16 protein-coding genes are annotated in these 17538 nt (G+C 70.3%); 13 read left to right on the top strand and 3 right to left on the bottom strand.

Translation table 11 applies throughout. The features are described 5' to 3' along the window. Positions 1 to 6: 6 nt before the first annotated feature. From ACFV0Q_RS14705 to nuoN, 13 genes are read left to right on the top strand one after another with little or no spacing between them, the layout of a single operon-like run. Positions 7 to 561: an NADH-quinone oxidoreductase subunit B family protein gene (locus ACFV0Q_RS14705; RefSeq protein ID WP_030162005.1), complete on the top strand. Its 555-nt coding sequence runs from the start codon at positions 7 to 9 to the stop codon at positions 559 to 561. Continuing rightward, a complete protein-coding gene (locus ACFV0Q_RS14700; protein ID WP_385005119.1) occupies positions 558 to 1280 on the top strand; it encodes an NADH-quinone oxidoreductase subunit C in 723 nt (240 codons plus the stop codon). Before ACFV0Q_RS14705 ends, ACFV0Q_RS14700 begins: the two co-directional genes overlap by 4 nt. Next, entirely contained in the window at positions 1280 to 2605 is a 1326-nt protein-coding gene (locus tag ACFV0Q_RS14695) for an NADH-quinone oxidoreductase subunit D (protein ID WP_385005117.1), read from the top strand. The genes ACFV0Q_RS14700 and ACFV0Q_RS14695 overlap by 1 nt, the downstream gene beginning before the upstream one ends. Then, the gene (nuoE, locus tag ACFV0Q_RS14690) at positions 2602 to 3357 is read left to right on the top strand and encodes an NADH-quinone oxidoreductase subunit NuoE (protein WP_385005115.1); all 756 of its coding nucleotides are present in this window, start codon (positions 2602 to 2604) and stop codon (positions 3355 to 3357) included. The genes ACFV0Q_RS14695 and nuoE overlap by 4 nt, the downstream gene beginning before the upstream one ends. Next, on the top strand, positions 3357 to 4736 hold the full coding sequence (gene nuoF / locus ACFV0Q_RS14685; RefSeq protein ID WP_385005113.1) for an NADH-quinone oxidoreductase subunit NuoF: 1380 nt from the start codon (positions 3357 to 3359) through the stop codon (positions 4734 to 4736). Before nuoE ends, nuoF begins: the two co-directional genes overlap by 1 nt. Then, on the top strand, positions 4733 to 7240 hold the full coding sequence (locus ACFV0Q_RS14680; RefSeq protein ID WP_385005111.1) for an NADH-quinone oxidoreductase subunit G: 2508 nt from the start codon (positions 4733 to 4735) through the stop codon (positions 7238 to 7240). Before nuoF ends, ACFV0Q_RS14680 begins: the two co-directional genes overlap by 4 nt. Next, entirely contained in the window at positions 7237 to 8601 is a 1365-nt protein-coding gene (nuoH, locus tag ACFV0Q_RS14675; protein WP_385005109.1) for an NADH-quinone oxidoreductase subunit NuoH, read from the top strand. The genes ACFV0Q_RS14680 and nuoH overlap by 4 nt, the downstream gene beginning before the upstream one ends. Positions 8602 to 8604: 3 nt before the next feature. Then, positions 8605 to 9195, top strand: a complete 591-nt coding sequence (gene nuoI, locus ACFV0Q_RS14670) for an NADH-quinone oxidoreductase subunit NuoI (protein ID WP_385005107.1) — start codon at positions 8605 to 8607, stop codon at positions 9193 to 9195. Next, positions 9192 to 10007 carry an NADH-quinone oxidoreductase subunit J gene (locus ACFV0Q_RS14665; RefSeq protein WP_385005105.1) on the top strand — a complete coding sequence of 272 codons (816 nt, stop codon included), beginning with the start codon at positions 9192 to 9194 and terminating at the stop codon, positions 10005 to 10007. Before nuoI ends, ACFV0Q_RS14665 begins: the two co-directional genes overlap by 4 nt. Beyond that, a complete protein-coding gene (nuoK, locus tag ACFV0Q_RS14660; RefSeq protein ID WP_385005103.1) occupies positions 10004 to 10303 on the top strand; it encodes an NADH-quinone oxidoreductase subunit NuoK in 300 nt (99 codons plus the stop codon). The genes ACFV0Q_RS14665 and nuoK overlap by 4 nt, the downstream gene beginning before the upstream one ends. 12 nt (positions 10304 to 10315) lie before the next feature. After that, a complete protein-coding gene (nuoL, locus tag ACFV0Q_RS14655) occupies positions 10316 to 12211 on the top strand; it encodes an NADH-quinone oxidoreductase subunit L (RefSeq protein ID WP_385005101.1) in 1896 nt (631 codons plus the stop codon). A gap of 1 nt (position 12212) precedes the next feature. Further along, positions 12213 to 13805 carry an NADH-quinone oxidoreductase subunit M gene (locus ACFV0Q_RS14650; protein WP_385005099.1) on the top strand — a complete coding sequence of 531 codons (1593 nt, stop codon included), beginning with the start codon at positions 12213 to 12215 and terminating at the stop codon, positions 13803 to 13805. 23 nt (positions 13806 to 13828) lie between these two features. Next, positions 13829 to 15457, top strand: a complete 1629-nt coding sequence (nuoN, locus tag ACFV0Q_RS14645; protein ID WP_385005145.1) for an NADH-quinone oxidoreductase subunit NuoN — start codon at positions 13829 to 13831, stop codon at positions 15455 to 15457. Positions 15458 to 15524: 67 nt separating this feature from the next. Here nuoN and ACFV0Q_RS14640 read toward each other — a convergent pair whose 3' ends face one another. The 3 genes from ACFV0Q_RS14640 to ACFV0Q_RS14630 all read right to left on the bottom strand — a co-directional run. Next, positions 15525 to 16151 carry a Uma2 family endonuclease gene (locus ACFV0Q_RS14640; protein WP_385005097.1) on the bottom strand — a complete coding sequence of 209 codons (627 nt, stop codon included), beginning with the start codon at positions 16149 to 16151 and terminating at the stop codon, positions 15525 to 15527. Between the two features lie 121 nt (positions 16152 to 16272). After that, entirely contained in the window at positions 16273 to 16890 is a 618-nt protein-coding gene (locus ACFV0Q_RS14635) for a hypothetical protein (RefSeq protein ID WP_385005095.1), read from the bottom strand. Positions 16891 to 16982: 92 nt separating this feature from the next. Then, a partial coding sequence (locus ACFV0Q_RS14630) for a hypothetical protein (RefSeq protein WP_385005093.1) occupies positions 16983 to 17538 on the bottom strand: 556 nt, incomplete at its 5' end.

Below are 17538 nucleotides of genomic sequence, written 5' to 3'. Positions count from 1 at the left end.
TTTTCCATGGGACTGGAAGAGAAGCTGCCGAGCGGCTTCCTGCTGACCACCGTCGAACAGGCCGCGGGGTGGGTGCGCAAGTCATCCGTCTTCCCGGCCACCTTCGGCCTGGCGTGCTGCGCCATCGAGATGATGACCACCGGAGCCGGCCGCTACGACCTGGCCCGCTTCGGCATGGAGGTCTTCCGCGGCTCGCCGCGGCAGGCCGACCTGATGATCGTGGCCGGACGCGTCAGCCAGAAGATGGCGCCGGTGCTGCGGCAGGTGTACGACCAGATGCCCGCCCCCAAGTGGGTCATCTCCATGGGTGTTTGCGCCTCTTCGGGCGGAATGTTCAATAACTACGCGATCGTCCAGGGCGTCGACCACATCGTCCCGGTGGACATCTACCTCCCCGGCTGCCCGCCCCGCCCCGAGATGCTCATGGACGCGATCCTCAAGCTCCACCAGAAGATCCAGGGCGGAAAGCTCGGCGTGAACCGGGAAGAGGCGGCGCGCGAGGCGGAGGAGGCGGCCCTCAAGGCCCTCCCCACCATCGAGATGAAGGGGCTCCTTCGGTGAGCGACGACCCCGCCGTCGAGAACGGCAATAACGTCCCTGCTCCCCGGGCCGTGGCCGGGCCCGAGGTGATCGGCGTCCGCAAGGGCATGTTCGGCGCCGCGGGCGGCGGCGACACCAGCGGCTACAGCGGCCTCGTCCGCACCGTGGCCCTGCCGGGAGCGTCCGCCCGCCCGTACGGTTCCTACTTCGACGAGGTGGCCGACGAGCTCGAAGGCGCCCTGGAGGAGCAGGACCTGGTCCCCGGCAACGCCATCGAGAAGACGGTGGTCGACCGGGGCGAGGTCACCTTCCACATCGCCCGCGAGCACCTCGTACGGGTGGCCTCCACCCTGCGCGACGACCCGGCCCTGCGCTTCGAGCTCTGCACCGGCGTCAGCGGCGTCCACTTCCCCGGGGACAAGGGCCGCGAACTGCACGCGGTGTACCACCTGCGCTCCCTCACCCACGGCCGGGTCATCCGGCTGGAGGTGTCGGTGCCGGACGAGGACCCGCACGTCCCCTCGCTCGTCGCGGTCTACCCGACCAACGACTGGCACGAGCGCGAGGCGTACGACTTCTTCGGCATCGTCTTCGACGGCCACCCGGCCCTCACCCGGATCATGATGCCGGACGACTGGCAGGGCTTCCCCCAGCGCAAGGACTACCCGCTCGGCGGCATCGCCATCGAGTACAAGGGCGCCCAGATCCCGGCTCCCGACCAGCGGAGGTCGTACAGCTGATGTCCACCTCGAACCACGCCTCCTCCAGGGAAACCACCGAGGGCACCGTCTACACCGTCACCGGCGGCGACTGGGACGAGATCGTCCAGTCGGCGGCCCGCGCGGACGACGAGCGCATCGTCGTCAACATGGGCCCCCAGCACCCCTCCACCCACGGGGTGCTCCGCCTGATCCTGGAGATCGACGGCGAGACCGTCACCGAGGCCCGCTGCGGCATCGGCTACCTGCACACCGGCATCGAGAAGAACCTCGAATTCCGGAACTGGACGCAGGGCACCACCTTCGTGACGCGCATGGACTACCTGACGCCGTTCTTCAACGAGACGGCGTACTGCCTCGGCGTCGAGAAGCTGCTCGGCATCACCGACCAGGTCCCGGACCGCGCCACCGTCATCCGCGTCCTGCTGATGGAGCTCAACCGGCTCTCCTCCCACCTGGTGTGCATCGCCACCGGCGGCATGGAGCTGGGCGCGACCACGATCATGATCTACGGGTTCCGGGACCGCGAACTGATCCTCGACGTCTTCGAGCTGATCACCGGCCTGCGCATGAACCACGCGTTCGTCCGCCCCGGCGGCCTCGCCCAGGACCTGCCCCCGGGCGCGGTCGACCAGCTGCGCGAGTTCGTGAAGACCATGAAGAAGAACCTGCCGGAGTACGACAAGCTCGCCACCGGCAACCCCATCTTCAAGGCCCGCATGCAGGACGTCGGCTACCTCGACCTCACCGGCTGCATGGCGCTGGGCGCCACCGGCCCGATCCTGCGCTCGGCCGGCCTGCCGCACGACCTGCGCAAGTCGGACCCGTACTGCGGCTACGAGACGTACGAGTTCGACGTCCCCACCACCGAGAGCTGCGACTCCTACGGACGCTTCCTGGTCCGCCTGGAGGAGATGCGCCAGTCCCTGCGGATCGTCGAGCAGTGCCTGGACCGGCTGGAGCCCGGCCCGGTCATGGTCGCCGACAAGAAGATCGCCTGGCCCGCGCAGCTCGCGATGGGACCCGACGGTCTCGGCAACTCCCTCGACCACATCAAGAACATCATGGGCACCTCGATGGAGGCCCTCATCCACCACTTCAAGCTGGTGACCGAGGGCTTCCGGGTGCCGGCCGGGCAGGTGTACGCGGCCGTCGAATCCCCCAAGGGCGAACTCGGGGTGCACGTCGTCTCCGACGGCGGCACGCGCCCCTACCGGGTCCACTTCCGCGACCCGTCCTTCACCAACCTCCAGGCCATGGCCGCGATGTGCGAGGGCGGCCAGGTCGCCGACGTCATCGTCGCCGTCGCCTCGATCGACCCCGTGATGGGAGGCGTCGACCGATGACTGCCGGTCTTGAGAACCAGGGGGTCAGCCTGGGCATGCCCCAGCTGCCCGCCCCCGACTTCCCCGCGGACGTCCGGGCCCGGCTGGAGGCCGATGCCGCCGAGGTCATCGCCCGCTACCCCGACAGCCGCTCCGCGCTGCTGCCGCTGCTGCACCTCACGCAGGCGCAGGAGGGCCACGTCTCGCGCACCGGCATCCGCTTCTGCGCCGAGGTGCTGGGCCTGACCACCGCCGAGGTCACCGCGGTCGTCACCTTCTACACGATGTACCGCCGCAAGCCGTCCGGCGACTACCAGGTCGGCGTCTGCACCAACACCCTGTGCGCCGTCATGGGCGGCGACGCCATCTTCGACGAGCTCAAGCAGCACCTGGGAGTCGGCAACAACGAGACCACCCCCGACGGCAAGGTCACCCTCGAACACATCGAGTGCAACGCGGCCTGCGACTACGCCCCCGTGGTGATGGTCAACTGGGAGTTCTTCGACAACCAGACCCCCGAGTCCGCCAAGGCCCTGGTCGACGACCTGCTGGCCGGCCGCACCGTCGAGCCGACCCGGGGCGCGCCGCTGTGCACGTACAAGGAGACCGCCCGGATCCTGGCGGGCTTCCCCGACGAGCGCGAGGGAGCGGTCGCGGCGAGCGGCGGCGCCGGCCCCGCCTCCCTGATCGGCCTGCGCATCGCCCGCGGCGAAGCCCCGCACACCCCGATCGTCCACCCGCGCGGCGAGGCCACCACCGAGGGAGGGGAGTGATGACCGTGTCCACTCCGAAGGAAAGTCGCGGGGGCACCTCCCAGCCGGAGGCTGGGGGAGGGACCAGTCCGGAGAAGCTCCTCTCGCCCGTCCTGTCGGCGTTCTGGGACGAGCCCGAGTCGTGGACGCTGGAGACCTACCGGCGTCACGACGGGTACGAGGGCCTGCGCAAGGCGCTCGCGATGACCCCGGACGAGGTGATCGCCTACGTCAAGGACTCCGGACTGCGCGGACGCGGCGGCGCCGGCTTCCCCACCGGAATGAAGTGGCAGTTCATCCCGCAGGGCGACGGAAAGCCGCACTACCTCGTCGTGAACGCGGACGAGTCGGAACCGGGGACCTGCAAGGACATCCCCCTCCTCTTCGCCAACCCGCACTCCCTCATCGAGGGCATGATCATCGCCTGCTACGCGATCCGGTCGGAGCACGCCTTCATCTACCTGCGCGGCGAGACGGTGCCCGTGCTGCGGCGGCTGCACGAGGCGGTGCGCGAGGCGTACGAAGCCGGATACCTCGGCAAGGACATCGGCGGCAGCGGACGCAACCTCGACATCACGGTGCACGCGGGAGCGGGCGCGTACATCTGCGGCGAGGAGACGGCACTGCTCGACTCCCTCGAAGGCCGGCGCGGTCAGCCCCGGCTGCGTCCCCCCTTCCCCGCCGTCGAGGGGCTCTACGCGTGCCCCACTGTCGTCAACAACGTCGAATCCATCGCCTCGGTTCCCGCGATCCTGAACAAGGGCAAGGACTGGTTCAAGGCGATGGGGACGGAGAAGTCCCCCGGTTTCACGCTGTATTCGCTCTCCGGGCACGTCAGCGGACCCGGCCAGTACGAGGCCCCGCTCGGCATCACCCTGCGCCAGCTCCTCGACATGAGCGGCGGCATGCGCCCGGGCCACCGGCTGAAGTTCTGGACCCCCGGCGGCTCCTCCACCCCCATGTTCACGGACGAGCACCTCGACGTCCCGCTCGACTACGAGGGCGTGGGCGCGGCCGGCTCCATGCTCGGCACCAAGGCCCTCCAGTGCTTCGACGAGACCACCTGCGTGGTCCGGGCCGTCACCCGCTGGACCGAGTTCTACGCCCACGAGTCCTGCGGCAAGTGCACCCCCTGCCGCGAGGGCACGTACTGGCTCGTCCAGCTGCTGCGCGACATCGAGGCAGGCCAGGGCGTCATGTCCGACCTCGACAAGCTGAACGACATCGCCGACAACATCAACGGCAAGTCCTTCTGCGCGCTCGGCGACGGCGCGGCCAGCCCGATCTTCTCCTCGCTGAAGTACTTCCGCGCGGAGTACGAGCAGCACATCACGGGCAAGGGCTGTCCCTTCGACCCCAAGAAGTCGACCCTCTGGGCTGACACGGAGGTGAACGCATGACCGTCACCACGAATGCTCCGACCGGTGGCGGAGAGGCCGCCGTTCCGCCCGCCGACACGGTGTCGCTGACCATCGACGGGCTCGAACTGTCGGTGCCCAAGGGCACGCTCGTCATCCGGGCCGCCGAACAGCTCGGCATCGAGATCCCCCGGTTCTGCGACCACCCCCTCCTCTCCCCGGCCGGCGCCTGCCGCCAGTGCATCGTCGAGGTCGAGGGCCAGCGCAAGCCGATGGCCTCCTGCACCATCACCTGCACCGACGGCATGGTCGTCAAGACGCAGCTCACCTCCCCGGTCGCCGACAAGGCCCAGCGCGGGGTGATGGAGCTGCTGCTCATCAACCACCCGCTGGACTGCCCCGTCTGCGACAAGGGCGGCGAATGCCCCCTGCAGAACCAGGCGATGTCGCACGGGAACGCCGAGTCCCGCTTCGAGGGCAAGAAGCGGACCTACGAGAAGCCCGTCGCGATCTCCACGCAGGTGCTCCTGGACCGCGAGCGGTGCGTGCTCTGCGCGCGCTGCACCCGCTTCTCCAACGAGATCGCCGGCGACCCGATGATCGAGCTGCTGGAACGCGGCGCGCTCCAGCAGGTCGGCACCGGCGAGGGCGACCCCTTCGAGTCGTACTTCTCCGGCAACACCATCCAGATCTGCCCCGTCGGCGCGCTCACCTCGGCCGCCTACCGGTTCCGCTCCCGCCCCTTCGACCTCGTCTCCTCCCCGAGCGTGTGCGAGCACTGCGCGGGCGGCTGCGCGACCCGGACCGACCACCGGCGCGGCAAGGTGCTGCGGCGCCTCGCCGCCGAGGACCCCGAGGTCAACGAGGAGTGGATCTGCGACAAGGGCCGCTTCGGGTTCCGCTACGCGCAGCGCCCGGACCGGCTCACCACCCCGCTGGTGCGCGGCGCCGACGGGGTCCTCGCCCCGGCGAGCTGGCCCGAGGCCCTGGAGGCGGCGGCGAACGGCCTCGCCGCCGCGCGCGGCCGGGCCGGGGTGCTGACCGGCGGCCGGCTCACCGTCGAGGACGCCTACGCGTACGCCAAGTTCGCCCGGGTCGTGCTCGACACCAACGACATCGACTTCCGGGCCCGCGTGCACAGCGCGGAGGAGGCCGACTTCCTGGCCGCCTCCGTGGCCGGCACCGGCAAGGACCTCGACGGGACGGGCGTCACGTACGCCTCCCTGGAAGCGGCCCCCACCGTGCTGCTCGCCGGGATCGAGGCCGAGGAGGAGGCCCCCGGGGTCTTCCTGCGGCTGCGCAAGGCCCACCGCAAGCACAAGCAGCGGACCTTCGCCCTGGCCCCCTTCGCCACCCGGGGCCTGGCCAAGGCGGGCGGCACCCTGCTGGCCGCCGCCCCCGGTACGGAGCCCGAGTGGCTGGAGGCCCTCGCGACCCGGACCGGCCTGGAGGCCGGCGGCGCCGAAGCCGCCGAGGCCCTGCGCAGGCCCGGCGCGGTCCTCGTGGTCGGGGAGCGCCTCGCGGGCGTCCCCGGCGCGCTGACCGCCGCCGTACGCGCGGCCACGGCGACCGGGGCCCGGCTGGTGTGGATCCCGCGCCGGGCCGGGGAACGGGCCGCCGTCGAGGCGGGCGCGCTCGCCGCGCTGCTGCCGGGCGGCCGCCCCGCCACCGACCCGCGGGCCCGCGCCGAGGTCGCCGCCGCCTGGGGACTGGACGAACTCCCGCACCGCTACGGCCGGGACACCGGGCAGATCATCGAGGCCGCCGCCACCCGCGAGCTGTCCGCCCTGCTGGTCGGGGGCGTCGAGCTCACCGACCTGCCGGACCCGGACCGCGCCCGGACCGCCCTGCGGGAGGCCTTCGTGGTCTCGCTGGAACTGCGGCCCGGCGAGGTCACCGACCACGCCGACGTGGTCCTCCCGGTCGCCGCCGTCGCCGAGAAGGCGGGCACGTTCATCAACTGGGAGGGCAGGATCCGGCCGTTCGAGGCCGCGCTCAAGCCCGATCAGATGACCCGCCGCCTGGCCCCCGCCGACGCCCGCGTGCTGCACATGCTGGCCGACGCGGCCGACCGGCCCGTCGCCCTGCCCGACGTACACGCCGTACGGCGCGAGCTGGAGCGGCTCGGGCCCTGGGAGGGCGAGCTCGCGGCCGAACAGTCGACCGCGACCGAGCCGCTGCCCCGCCCCGGAGCGGGCGAGGCGGTCCTCGCCGGACACCGGCTGCTGCTGGACCAGGGCCGCCTCCAGGACGGCGACGACGCCCTCGCCGGCACCCGGCACGCCGCGAACGCCCGGCTCTCGGCCGCCACGGCCGCCGAGACCGGCGTCAAGGACGGCGACCTGCTCGCCGTCACCGGCCCGGCCGGCTCGGTGGAACTCCCGCTGCGGGTCACCGACATGCCCGACCGGGTGGTGTGGCTCCCGCTGAACTCCACCGGCTCCGGCGTCCTCGCCGACACCGGGGCCCGCCCGGGCACCCTCGTACGGATCGGCCCGGCGACCCCGGCCGCGGCCGACGGCACCACTGCGGAGGTGGGCGCGTGAACGCGGTACAGCTTGCCGCCGAGGACCTGAGCCTGTTCGGCAAGGACGTCTGGTGGCTCGTCCTCATCAAGGCGGTGTTCTGCTTCGCCTTCCTGATGGTGACCGTGCTGTTCTCCATCGTGTGGGAGCGCAAGGTCGTCGCCTGGATGCAGCTGCGCATCGGCCCGAACCGGCACGGCCCCTGGGGCATGCTCCAGTCGCTCGCCGACGGCGTGAAGCTGATGCTCAAGGAAGACCTCATCGTCAAGCGGGCCGACAAGGTGGTCTACGTCCTGGCCCCGATCATCGCGGCGATCCCGGCCTTCATGGCCATCGCGGTGATCCCCTTCGGGCCGGCCGGCGACGAGGTCTCCATCTTCGGCCAGCGCACCACGATGCAGCTGACCGACCTGCCCATCGCGATGCTCTACATCCTCGCGGTGGCCTCGGTCGGCATCTACGGCATCGTGCTGGCGGGCTGGTCCTCCGGCTCCACGTACCCGCTGCTCGGGGGCTTGCGCTCCTGCGCGCAGATGATCTCCTACGAGATCGCGATGGGCGCGGCCTTCGCCTCGGTCTTCCTCTACTCCGGGTCGATGTCGACCTCGGCGATCGTGGAAGCCCAGGCGGACCGCTGGTACATCGTCCTGCTGCCGGTGTCCTTCATCATCTACGTCATCACGATGGTCGGCGAGACCAACCGCGCCCCCTTCGACATGCCGGAGTCCGAGGGCGACCTGGTCGGCGGCTTCAACACCGAGTACTCGTCCATCAAGTTCGCGCTGTTCATGCTCGCCGAGTACGTCAACATGGTCACCGTCTCGGCGGTCTCGGTCACCCTCTTCCTGGGCGGCTGGCGGGCCCCGTACCCGATCAGCACGTTCTGGGAGGGCGCGAACCACGGCTGGTGGCCGATGCTCTGGTTCGTCATCAAGGTCCAGCTGCTGCTGTTCTTCTTCATCTGGCTGCGCGGCACGCTGCCGCGCGTGCGCTACGACCAGCTGATGAAGCTCGGCTGGAAGGTGCTGATCCCGGTCTCCGTGGTCTGGCTGATGCTGGTCGCCACCGTCCGGGCCCTGCGCAACGAGGCCTACGACTTCAGCGAGATCGTCCTCTACGTGGGCGGCGCCGTCGTCGCGATCCTGCTGCTCTCCTTCGTCGCGGACCTCTTCCGCGACAAGCGCGAGAAGGCTTCCGCCGAGGAGGCCGGCCAGGCCGCGGCCGCCGAGCCCTTCGACCCGATGGCGGGCGGTTTCCCCGTACCGCCCAAGCCCGGCCAGCACCTGGCACCCGTACCGCGCCGGCGGCCCCGCGCGGAGCGGGAGCTGATCGTCAGCGGCGGGGCGAACGAGAACCCCGACAGTGACCGAGAGGAGGGTTGAGACGTGTCTGAGGAAAAGTGGCAGAACCCGGTCGCCGGGTTCGGCGTGACCTTCAAGGCCATGTTCAAGAAGCGCCTCACCGAGCAGTACCCGGAACAGCAGAAGACCACCGCTCCGCGCTTCCACGGACGGCACCAGCTCAACCGCCACCCCGACGGTCTGGAGAAGTGCATCGGCTGCGAGCTGTGCGCCTGGGCCTGTCCCGCCGACGCGATCTACGTGGAGGGCGCGGACAACACCGAGGAGGAGCGCTACTCCCCGGGCGAGCGGTACGGGCGGGTCTACCAGATCAACTACGCCCGCTGCATCCTGTGCGGCCTGTGCATCGAGGCGTGCCCCACGCGGGCCCTGACGATGACGAACGAGTTCGAACTGGCCGACTCCAGCCGCGAGGCGCTGATCTACACCAAGGAACAGCTCCTCGCCGGCCTGACCGAGGGCATGGTCGAGAGCCCGCACTCGATCTTCCCGGGCACGGACGAGCAGGACTACTACCGCGGGCTGGTCACCGAAGCCGCCCCGGGCACGGTCCGGCAGGTGGCGGTCTCCAAGGGCGAGAGCGCCGCCGACTCCTCCGAGGGGGTGGAGGCGTGAGCACCCTCGCGGCGACCACCGCCACCCTGACCTCCACCGGCGAGGCCGTGCAGTTCTGGGTCCTGGGCACCGTCGCCGTCATCGGCGCGCTGTGCACGATCCTGATGAGGAAGGCCGTGCACAGCGCCCTGAGCCTCGCCGGGACGATGATCATCCTCGCGGTCTTCTACCTCGCCAACGGGGCGTACTTCCTGGGCGTCGTCCAGGTCATCGTCTACACCGGCGCGATCATGATGCTGTTCCTCTTCGTGGTCATGCTCGTCGGCGTCACGGCGGCCGACTCGCTGAAGGAGACCCTCAAGGGCCAGCGCTGGCTCGCCGCCCTGTGCGGCCTGGGCTTCGGCATCCTGCTGATCGCGGGCATCGCCAACGCCCACCTCACCCACTTCAACGGGCTCGGCCGGGTCAACTCCGCCGGGCACGTCGAGGGCCTGGCCGAGCTGATCTTCACCCGCTACATCTTCGCCTTCGAGATCACCGGCGCCCTGCTGATCACGGCGGCCGTCGGCGCGATGGTGCTCACCCACCGCGAGCGCACCGAGCGGGCCGCCACCCAGCGCGAACTCGCCGAGCGGCGCGTACGCGAGGGCGTGCAGCTCCCGCCGCTGCCCGCACCCGGCGTCTACGCCCGGCACAACGCGGTGGACGTCGCCGGTCTGCTCCCGGACGGCACCCCGTCCGAGCTCACCGTCAACAAGACGCTGCGCGCCCGCGGCCAGATCCGCGACGTGTCCAGCGAGGCGATGAACGACCTCAAGGCGCTGGAGCAGCGCTCCTCGGAGCGCCTCGGCCGTGAGGAGGCCTCGAAGTGAACCCGGTCAACTACCTGTACCTGGCCGCCCTGCTGTTCACCATCGGCGCGGCCGGCGTCCTCATCCGGAAGAACGCGATCGTGCTGTTCATGTGCGTCGAGCTGATGCTCAACGCCTGCAACCTCGCGTTCGTGGCCTTCTCCCGGATGCACGGCAACCTCGACGGCCAGGTCATCGCGTTCTTCACGATGGTCGTCGCCGCCGCGGAGGTCGTGGTGGGCCTCGCGATCATCGTGTCGCTGTTCCGTACCCGCCACTCGGCCTCGGTCGACGACGCCAGCCTGATGAAGCTGTAAGGGGCGTTCACAGTGGAGAATCTGATTGCGCTGCTGATCGCGGCGCCCCTGCTCGGAGCGGTGGTGCTGCTCTGCGGCGGCCGTCGCCTCGACACGGTGGGGCACTGGCTCGGCACCTTGTTCGCCGCCGTCTCCTTCGGCATCGGCGTGGCCCTGTTCGCGGACATGCTGGGGCGTGGGGCCGAGGACCGGACCCTGCACCAGCGCCTGTACACCTGGATCCCCGTGGAGGGCTTCCAGGCGGACATGGGCTTCCAGCTGGACCAGCTGTCGATGACGTTCGTCCTGCTGATCTCCGGGGTGGGCACGCTCATCCACGTGTACTCGATCGGGTACATGGAGCACGACGAGCGCCGCCGGCGCTTCTTCGGCTACCTCAACCTGTTCGTCGCGGCGATGCTGCTGCTCGTCCTCGCCGACAACTACCTGCTCCTCTACTTCGGCTGGGAGGGCGTCGGCCTCGCCTCGTACCTCCTGATCGGCTTCTGGCAGCACAAGCCCAGCGCGGCCACCGCCGCGAAGAAGGCCTTCCTGGTCAACCGGGTCGGCGACATGGGCCTGTCGATCGCGATCATGCTGATGTTCACCACCTTCGGGACCTTCGCCTTCGGGCCGGTGTTCGCAGCGGTCGGCGACGCCTCCGAGGGCAAGCTCACGGCGATCGGCCTGATGCTGCTGCTGGCCGCCTGCGGCAAGTCCGCGCAGGTGCCGCTGCAGTCCTGGCTCGGTGACGCGATGGAGGGCCCGACCCCGGTCTCGGCCCTGATCCACGCGGCGACCATGGTCACCGCCGGCGTCTACCTCATCGTCCGCTCGGGGGCCGTCTTCAACGGGGCGCCGGACGCCCAGCTGGTGGTCACCGTCGTGGGCGCGGTCACGCTGATCTTCGGTGCGATCGTCGGTTGCGCGAAGGACGACATCAAGAAGGCCCTCGCCGGGTCCACGATGTCGCAGATCGGCTACATGATCCTCGCCGCGGGCCTCGGCCCCATCGGCTACGTCTTCGCGATCATGCACCTGGTCACGCACGGCTTCTTCAAGGCGGGCCTCTTCCTCGGCGCCGGTTCCGTGATGCACGGGATGAACGACGAGGTCGACATGCGCAAGTACGGCGGACTGCGGAAGTTCATGCCGGTCACCTTCGTCACCTTCGGCCTCGGCTACCTCGCGATCATCGGCTTCCCGGGCCTGTCCGGCTTCTTCTCCAAGGACATGATCATCGAGGCCGCCTTCGCGAAGGGCGGCACCCAGGGCTGGATCCTGGGCGGGGTCGCCCTGCTGGGCGCCGGCATCACCGCCTTCTACATGACCCGCGTCATGCTCCTCACCTTCTTCGGCGAGAAGCGCTGGCAGCCGGACGCGGACGGACACGAGCCGCACCCGCACGAGTCCCCGAAGTCCATGACCGTCCCGATGGTCATCCTGGCGTTCGGGTCCGTCTTCGCCGGCGCGTTCTTCGAGATCGGCGAGCGCTTCCTGAAGTGGCTGGAGCCCGTCACCGGCTACGAGCACGGCAACTCGCCGGTCAGCGCCATGACGGTGACCGCGTCCACCATGGTCGTCCTGGTCGTCGGCGTCGCCATCGCCTGGTCGATGTACGGCCGCAGGCCCGTCCCGGTCACCGCCCCGCGCGGCTCGCTCCTCACCCGGGCGGCCCGCCGGGACCTGTACCAGGACGACTTCAACCACGTCGTGCTGGTGCGCGGCGGGGAGCACCTGACCCGCTCGCTCGTGTACGTGGACCACAGCCTGGTCGACGGAGTGGTCAACGGGACGGCCGCCTCGGTCGGCGGGCTCTCGGGCCGGCTGCGCAAGCTGCAGAACGGCTACGCCCGCAGCTACGCGGTCTCGATGTTCGGGGGCACGGCGATCCTCATCGCCGCGACCCTGCTGATGAGGGCGGTGTGAGATGAGTTTCCCGCTTCTGACGGTGACGGCGGCCGTGCCCGCGGTCGGCGCGATCCTCACGGCGGCCGTCCCGGCCGCCCGCAGGACCGCCGCCAAGTGGCTCGCGCTGCTGTTCTCCCTGGCCACGCTGGCCCTGGCCGCGCTGGTCTTCGTCCGCTTCGAGCCCGGTGGCGACCGCTACCAGCTCACCGAGTCCCACGCGTGGATCGCCGACTTCGGCGTCCGCTACGAACTGGGCGTCGACGGCATCGCGGTGGCGCTCATCGCGCTCACCGCCCTGCTGATCCCCTTCGTGATCGGCGCGGGCTGGAACGACGCCGACCCCCTGGAGACGTCGAACTCGCGCTGGCGGCCGACACAGGGCTTCTTCGCCCTGATCCTCATGGTCGAAGCGATGGTGATCATCTCCTTCGAGGCCACCGACGTCTTCCTCTTCTACATCTTCTTCGAAGCCATGCTGATCCCGATGTACTTCCTCATCGGGGGCTTCGGCGACCGGGCACACGCCGGGTCCGACGAGAACGCGGCCGCGCAGCGCTCGTACGCGGCGGTCAAGTTCCTCCTCTACAACCTGGTCGGCGGCCTGATCATGCTGGCCGCCGTCATCGGCCTGTACGTGGTCGCCGGGAACTTCTCCCTCCAGGAGATCACCGCCGCCCGCGCGGCCGGCACCCTCGACATGGCCACCAACACCGAACGGCTGCTGTTCCTCGGCTTCTTCTTCGCCTTCGCGGTGAAGGCCCCGCTGTGGCCGCTGCACACCTGGCTGCCGAACGCGATGGGCGAGTCCACCGCCCCGGTCGCCGTACTGATCACCGCGGTCGTCGACAAGGTCGGCACCTTCGCGATGCTCCGCTTCTGCCTCGGGCTCTTCCCCGAGGCCAGCAAGTGGGCCACCCCGGTGATCCTCGTCCTGGCCCTGATCAGCATCGTCTACGGCGCGCTGCTCGCGGTCGGGCAGCGGGACATCAAGCGGCTGGTCGCGTACGCGTCGATCTCGCACTTCGGCTTCATCATCCTGGGCATCTTCGCGATGACCTCCCAGGGCCAGTCGGGCGCGACGCTGTACATGGTCAACCACGGGATCTCGACGGCCGCGCTGATGCTGGTCGCCGGGTTCCTGATCTCCCGGCGCGGCTCGCGGCTCATCGCCGACTACGGCGGCGTCCAGAAGGTGGCCCCGGTCCTCGCCGGCACCTTCCTGATCGGCGGCCTCGCCACCCTGTCGCTGCCGGGCCTGGCGCCCTTCGTCAGCGAATTCCTGGTCCTGGTCGGCACGTTCGCCCGCTACCCGGTCGTCGGCATCATCGCCACCATCGGGATCGTGCTGGCCGCGCTGTACACGCTGGTGCTCTACCAGCGCACCATGACCGGCCCCGTGAAGGAGGAGGTCTCCGGCATGCGGGACCTGCACCTGCGCGAGGTCCTCGTCGTCGCCCCGCTGATCGCGCTGCTGATCGGGCTGGGCGTCTACCCGAAGCCGCTGACCGAGATCGTCAACCCGGCGGTGGAGCACACCATGTCGGACGTGAAGCAGACCGACCCGAAGCCCGAGGTGGCCGTCGAGGCCAAGAATGGGGAGGCGGCGAAGTGAGCACCGCGACTGCTGCCCAGGGCCTGCTGACACTGGCGGCCAACGGACCGGCCGACCGGATCCCGGCCCCGCACATCGAGTACGCGCAGCTCGCGCCCACGCTGATCGTGGTGGGCGCGGCCATCATCGGAGTCCTCGTCGAGGCCTTCGTCCCGCGCAAATCCCGTTACTACGTCCAGGTGTTCCTGGCCGTCGCCTCGCTGGCCGCCGCCTTCGCGGCGGTCGTCGCCCTCGCCGCCGGCGGCTACGGCAGCACCAAGGCGCACATCGCCGCCATGGGCGCCATCGCCGTGGACGGCCCGGCGCTGTTCCTCCAGGGCACGATCCTGCTGGCCTCGATCGTGGCGGTCTTCACCTTCGCCGAGCGCCGGCTGGACCCGGCGGCCCACGGCAACCGGGTGGACTCCTTCGCCGCCCAGGCCGCGTCCGTACCGGGCAGCGAGAGCGAGAAGGCCGCCGTCAAGGCCGGGTTCACCACCACCGAGGTGTTCCCGCTGGCGCTGTTCGCCATCGCCGGCATGCTGATCTTCCCGGCGGCCAACGACCTGCTGACGCTGTTCATCGCGCTGGAGGTCTTCTCCCTCCCGCTGTACCTGCTCTGCGCCGTCGCCCGCCGCCAGCGGCTGATGTCGCAGGAGGCCGCGGTCAAGTACTTCCTGCTCGGCGCCTTCTCCTCCGCCTTCCTCCTCTTCGGCATCGCGCTGCTCTACGGGTACGCGGGCTCGGTCTCGTACGCGGTGATCGCCGACGTGGTCGACGGCACCGTCGCCAAGCTCGACCCGGCGCTGGCCTCCACCATGGGCAACGACGCGCTGCTGCTGATCGGCGGCGCGCTGATCCTGACGGGCCTGCTCTTCAAGGTCGGCGCGGTCCCCTTCCACATGTGGACCCCGGACGTCTACCAGGGCGCCCCGACGCCGGTCACCGGCTTCATGGCGGCCGCGACGAAGGTGGCCGCCTTCGGCGCGCTGCTGCGCCTGCTGTACGTGGTCCTGCCCGGCCTGCGGTGGGACTGGCGGCCGGTGATGTGGGGCATCGCGATCGTCACGATGCTCGCGGGCGCGGTCATCGCCGTGACCCAGACCGACGTGAAGCGGCTCCTGGCGTACTCCTCGATCGCGCACGCCGGCTTCATCCTGGCCGGTGTGATCGCGACCTCTGCGGAGGGCGTCCAGTCCGTCCTCTTCTACCTGCTGGCCTACTCGTTCGTGACGATCGGCGCGTTCGCGGTGGTCACGCTGGTGCGCGACGCGGGCGGCGAGGCCACGCACCTGTCCAAGTGGGCGGGGCTGGGGCGGCGTTCGCCGCTGACGGCGGCGGTCTTCGCCGTGTTCCTGCTGGCCTTCGCGGGCATCCCGCTGACCTCCGGTTTCGCGGGCAAGTTCGCCGTGTTCAAGGCGGCGGCGGAGGGCGGCGCCGGGGTGCTGGTCGTGGTCGGTGTCATCTCGTCCGCCATCGCCGCGTTCTTCTACATCCGGGTGATCGTGCTGATGTTCTTCAGCGAGCCGAAGGCGGACGGCCCGACGGTGGCCGTCCCCTCGCCGCTGACGATGACGACCATCGCGGTGGGCGTCGCGGTCACCCTGGTCCTGGGCCTGGCCCCGCAGTACTTCCTGGACCTGGCGGGGCAGGCGAGCACGTTCGTGCGCTGACCGGTTGCGGGAGGTGACTGGGCCCGGCTCCCTCGGGGGAGCCGGGCCCAGTCGCGTGTGCGGACGGCTACTCGGGCCGTTGTCGCTTCGGCGTGATCTCGGTGAGGTCGAGGTCGACGGGGAAGGGGACGGAGACCTTCAGCCGGTCGTGGAAGATGCCGGTGGCGACGTACTTCTTCGTGGCCGGGTCGAGCTCGTAGACGTAGACGACTGCCCGGCCGTCCCTGTTCTCGACCCGCCAGTAGTGGACGATGCCTGCCCGCGCGTACTTCAGCGGCTTGGTTTCGCGGTCACGCGAGATGGATTCGGGGGACGCCACTTCGATCGCGAGCCGGACGGATTCGGCGGGGATCCGCGTCTGGTCCAGATCCTCGTCGGCTTCCTCCGGTACGACGATCACGTCCGGTTCCGGGCGGTTGTGACGGTCGATGTCGATGGTGAACTCCCGCACCGCCTCGAGCCCGTCCGGCGCCGCCGCCTGTAGTCGCTGTTCGAGGAAACTCACCGCGCGCCAGTGGAATCGGGTCTGCGGACTCACGAAGATCAGGCTCCCGTCGATCAGCTCCGTGTGCGGAGGCAGATTCGGAAGCGTGTCCAGGTCGTCCGCGGTCCAGCCGCCCGCCGGCGGGATCGGCCAGCGGAGCTCCGGCTCCGGCTTCGGTTCAGGCTGCGGCGCTGCGGATTCGACGCTCATCAGTGCTCCCATGCGGCGGAGTCTTGCGAGTGCGACCAGCGTAGCGCCGGGGATTCGCGAGACACCGCCCTTATGGGTGAGTCATATGCGGGAAGCACTTGACGGGCCGTGCGGGCCCGGACTAGTGGCCGTGGGCGTGGGTCGACGGGGTGGCCGTGCCCGGGACCTGAGGGGGCTTGTTGGGGCAGGGCAGGGCGGGGTTCCAGTTGTGGAAGCGGCCCGCCGGGTTCTTCTCGTACGCCCACATGTGCAGGTCGTAGTGCTTGGGCATGCCCGTCCAGTGGCCCGGCATCGGGCCGTCGAAGGGGAGGCCGAACATGCTCGGCCGGTCGTCGGTGGTCTTCAGGTCCTGGTCGCGGTCGGTGGACATCCACTCCACGGTCTGGAGCTTGCGCCGGCCCTTGCGGTCCTTCACGTAGCTGTAGAGGAGCGCGGTCGGTTTGGCGGGGTCCTTCGAACCCCAGTTGGCTTCCTTGACGTAGTGGTAGCCCATGGAGCCGACCCCGAACGGGTTGCTCATGCACGCCTCGCCGTGCGGGACGTAGCCGTCCTTGAGGGCCTCCCGCTCGTCCACGTACTTGGCCGTCACCCGGATCGCCGTCGCCATGTCCCGCATGGCCTGCTTGTTGGTGGGGTCGGGCGCCGGGCCGTCGACCCCGTGGGCCGGGGCGACGGCGGCCAGGCCGAGCGACACGGCGGCCGCGCAGACGAGAGCGGTCTTCAGGCTGCGAACGGGCATCGGAACTCCTGGTGACGTGGAACCGTTTCGTCCACCTTCCCGGCGGTGCGGGGGCCGTGCACGCGGCGGACGTCCGAACGGGGGCCGACCGATCAGGGGGTCGGGGCGGGGGCGACCGGGCGGGGCCTGGTGGTGCCGGGGCGGCACACCACCGACGTGTTGAAGGGCTCGAACCGTCCGGCGGGGTTGTTCTTCCACAGCCACAGGTGGAGCGAGTAGTGGACCTTCTGCCCCGGGTAGCGGGCGGGCAGCGGGCCGAGGAAGGGCCGGCCGAACAGGGAGGGCCGGTCGTCGTCGGTGTCCTCCCGGCCGTCCTTGTCCACGACCATCCATTCGAGGCCCGCGAGGCGCCAGTGGCCCGCGCCGTCGCCCTCGTAGAGCAGGGCCGTGGGCTTCTTCGGGTCGAGGGAGCCGTCGTAGGCGTGGTTGAAGTGCGGGTAGCCGAGGGCGCCGGCGCCGCCCGACGGGTTGACGACGCAGTACTTGTCGGGGACGTACCCGGCGGCGACGGCCGTCTGGTGCCGGAGGTACTTGGCCGTGGCCCAATAGGTCTGGGTCAGCTGGGCACTGGGGGTGAGCCGGGACGAGGACCCGGTGGGCGCGGCGGGCGCGGGCGGCGCGGGCGCGGCGGCGGCCGACGGCGCGGCC

The organism is Streptomyces sp. NPDC059564 (assembly GCF_042735575.1).
Classification (GTDB): domain Bacteria; phylum Actinomycetota; class Actinomycetes; order Streptomycetales; family Streptomycetaceae; genus Streptomyces.
Note: the sequence above shows the minus strand (reverse complement) of the source record. Positions and strands in the feature narration are given on the sequence as shown.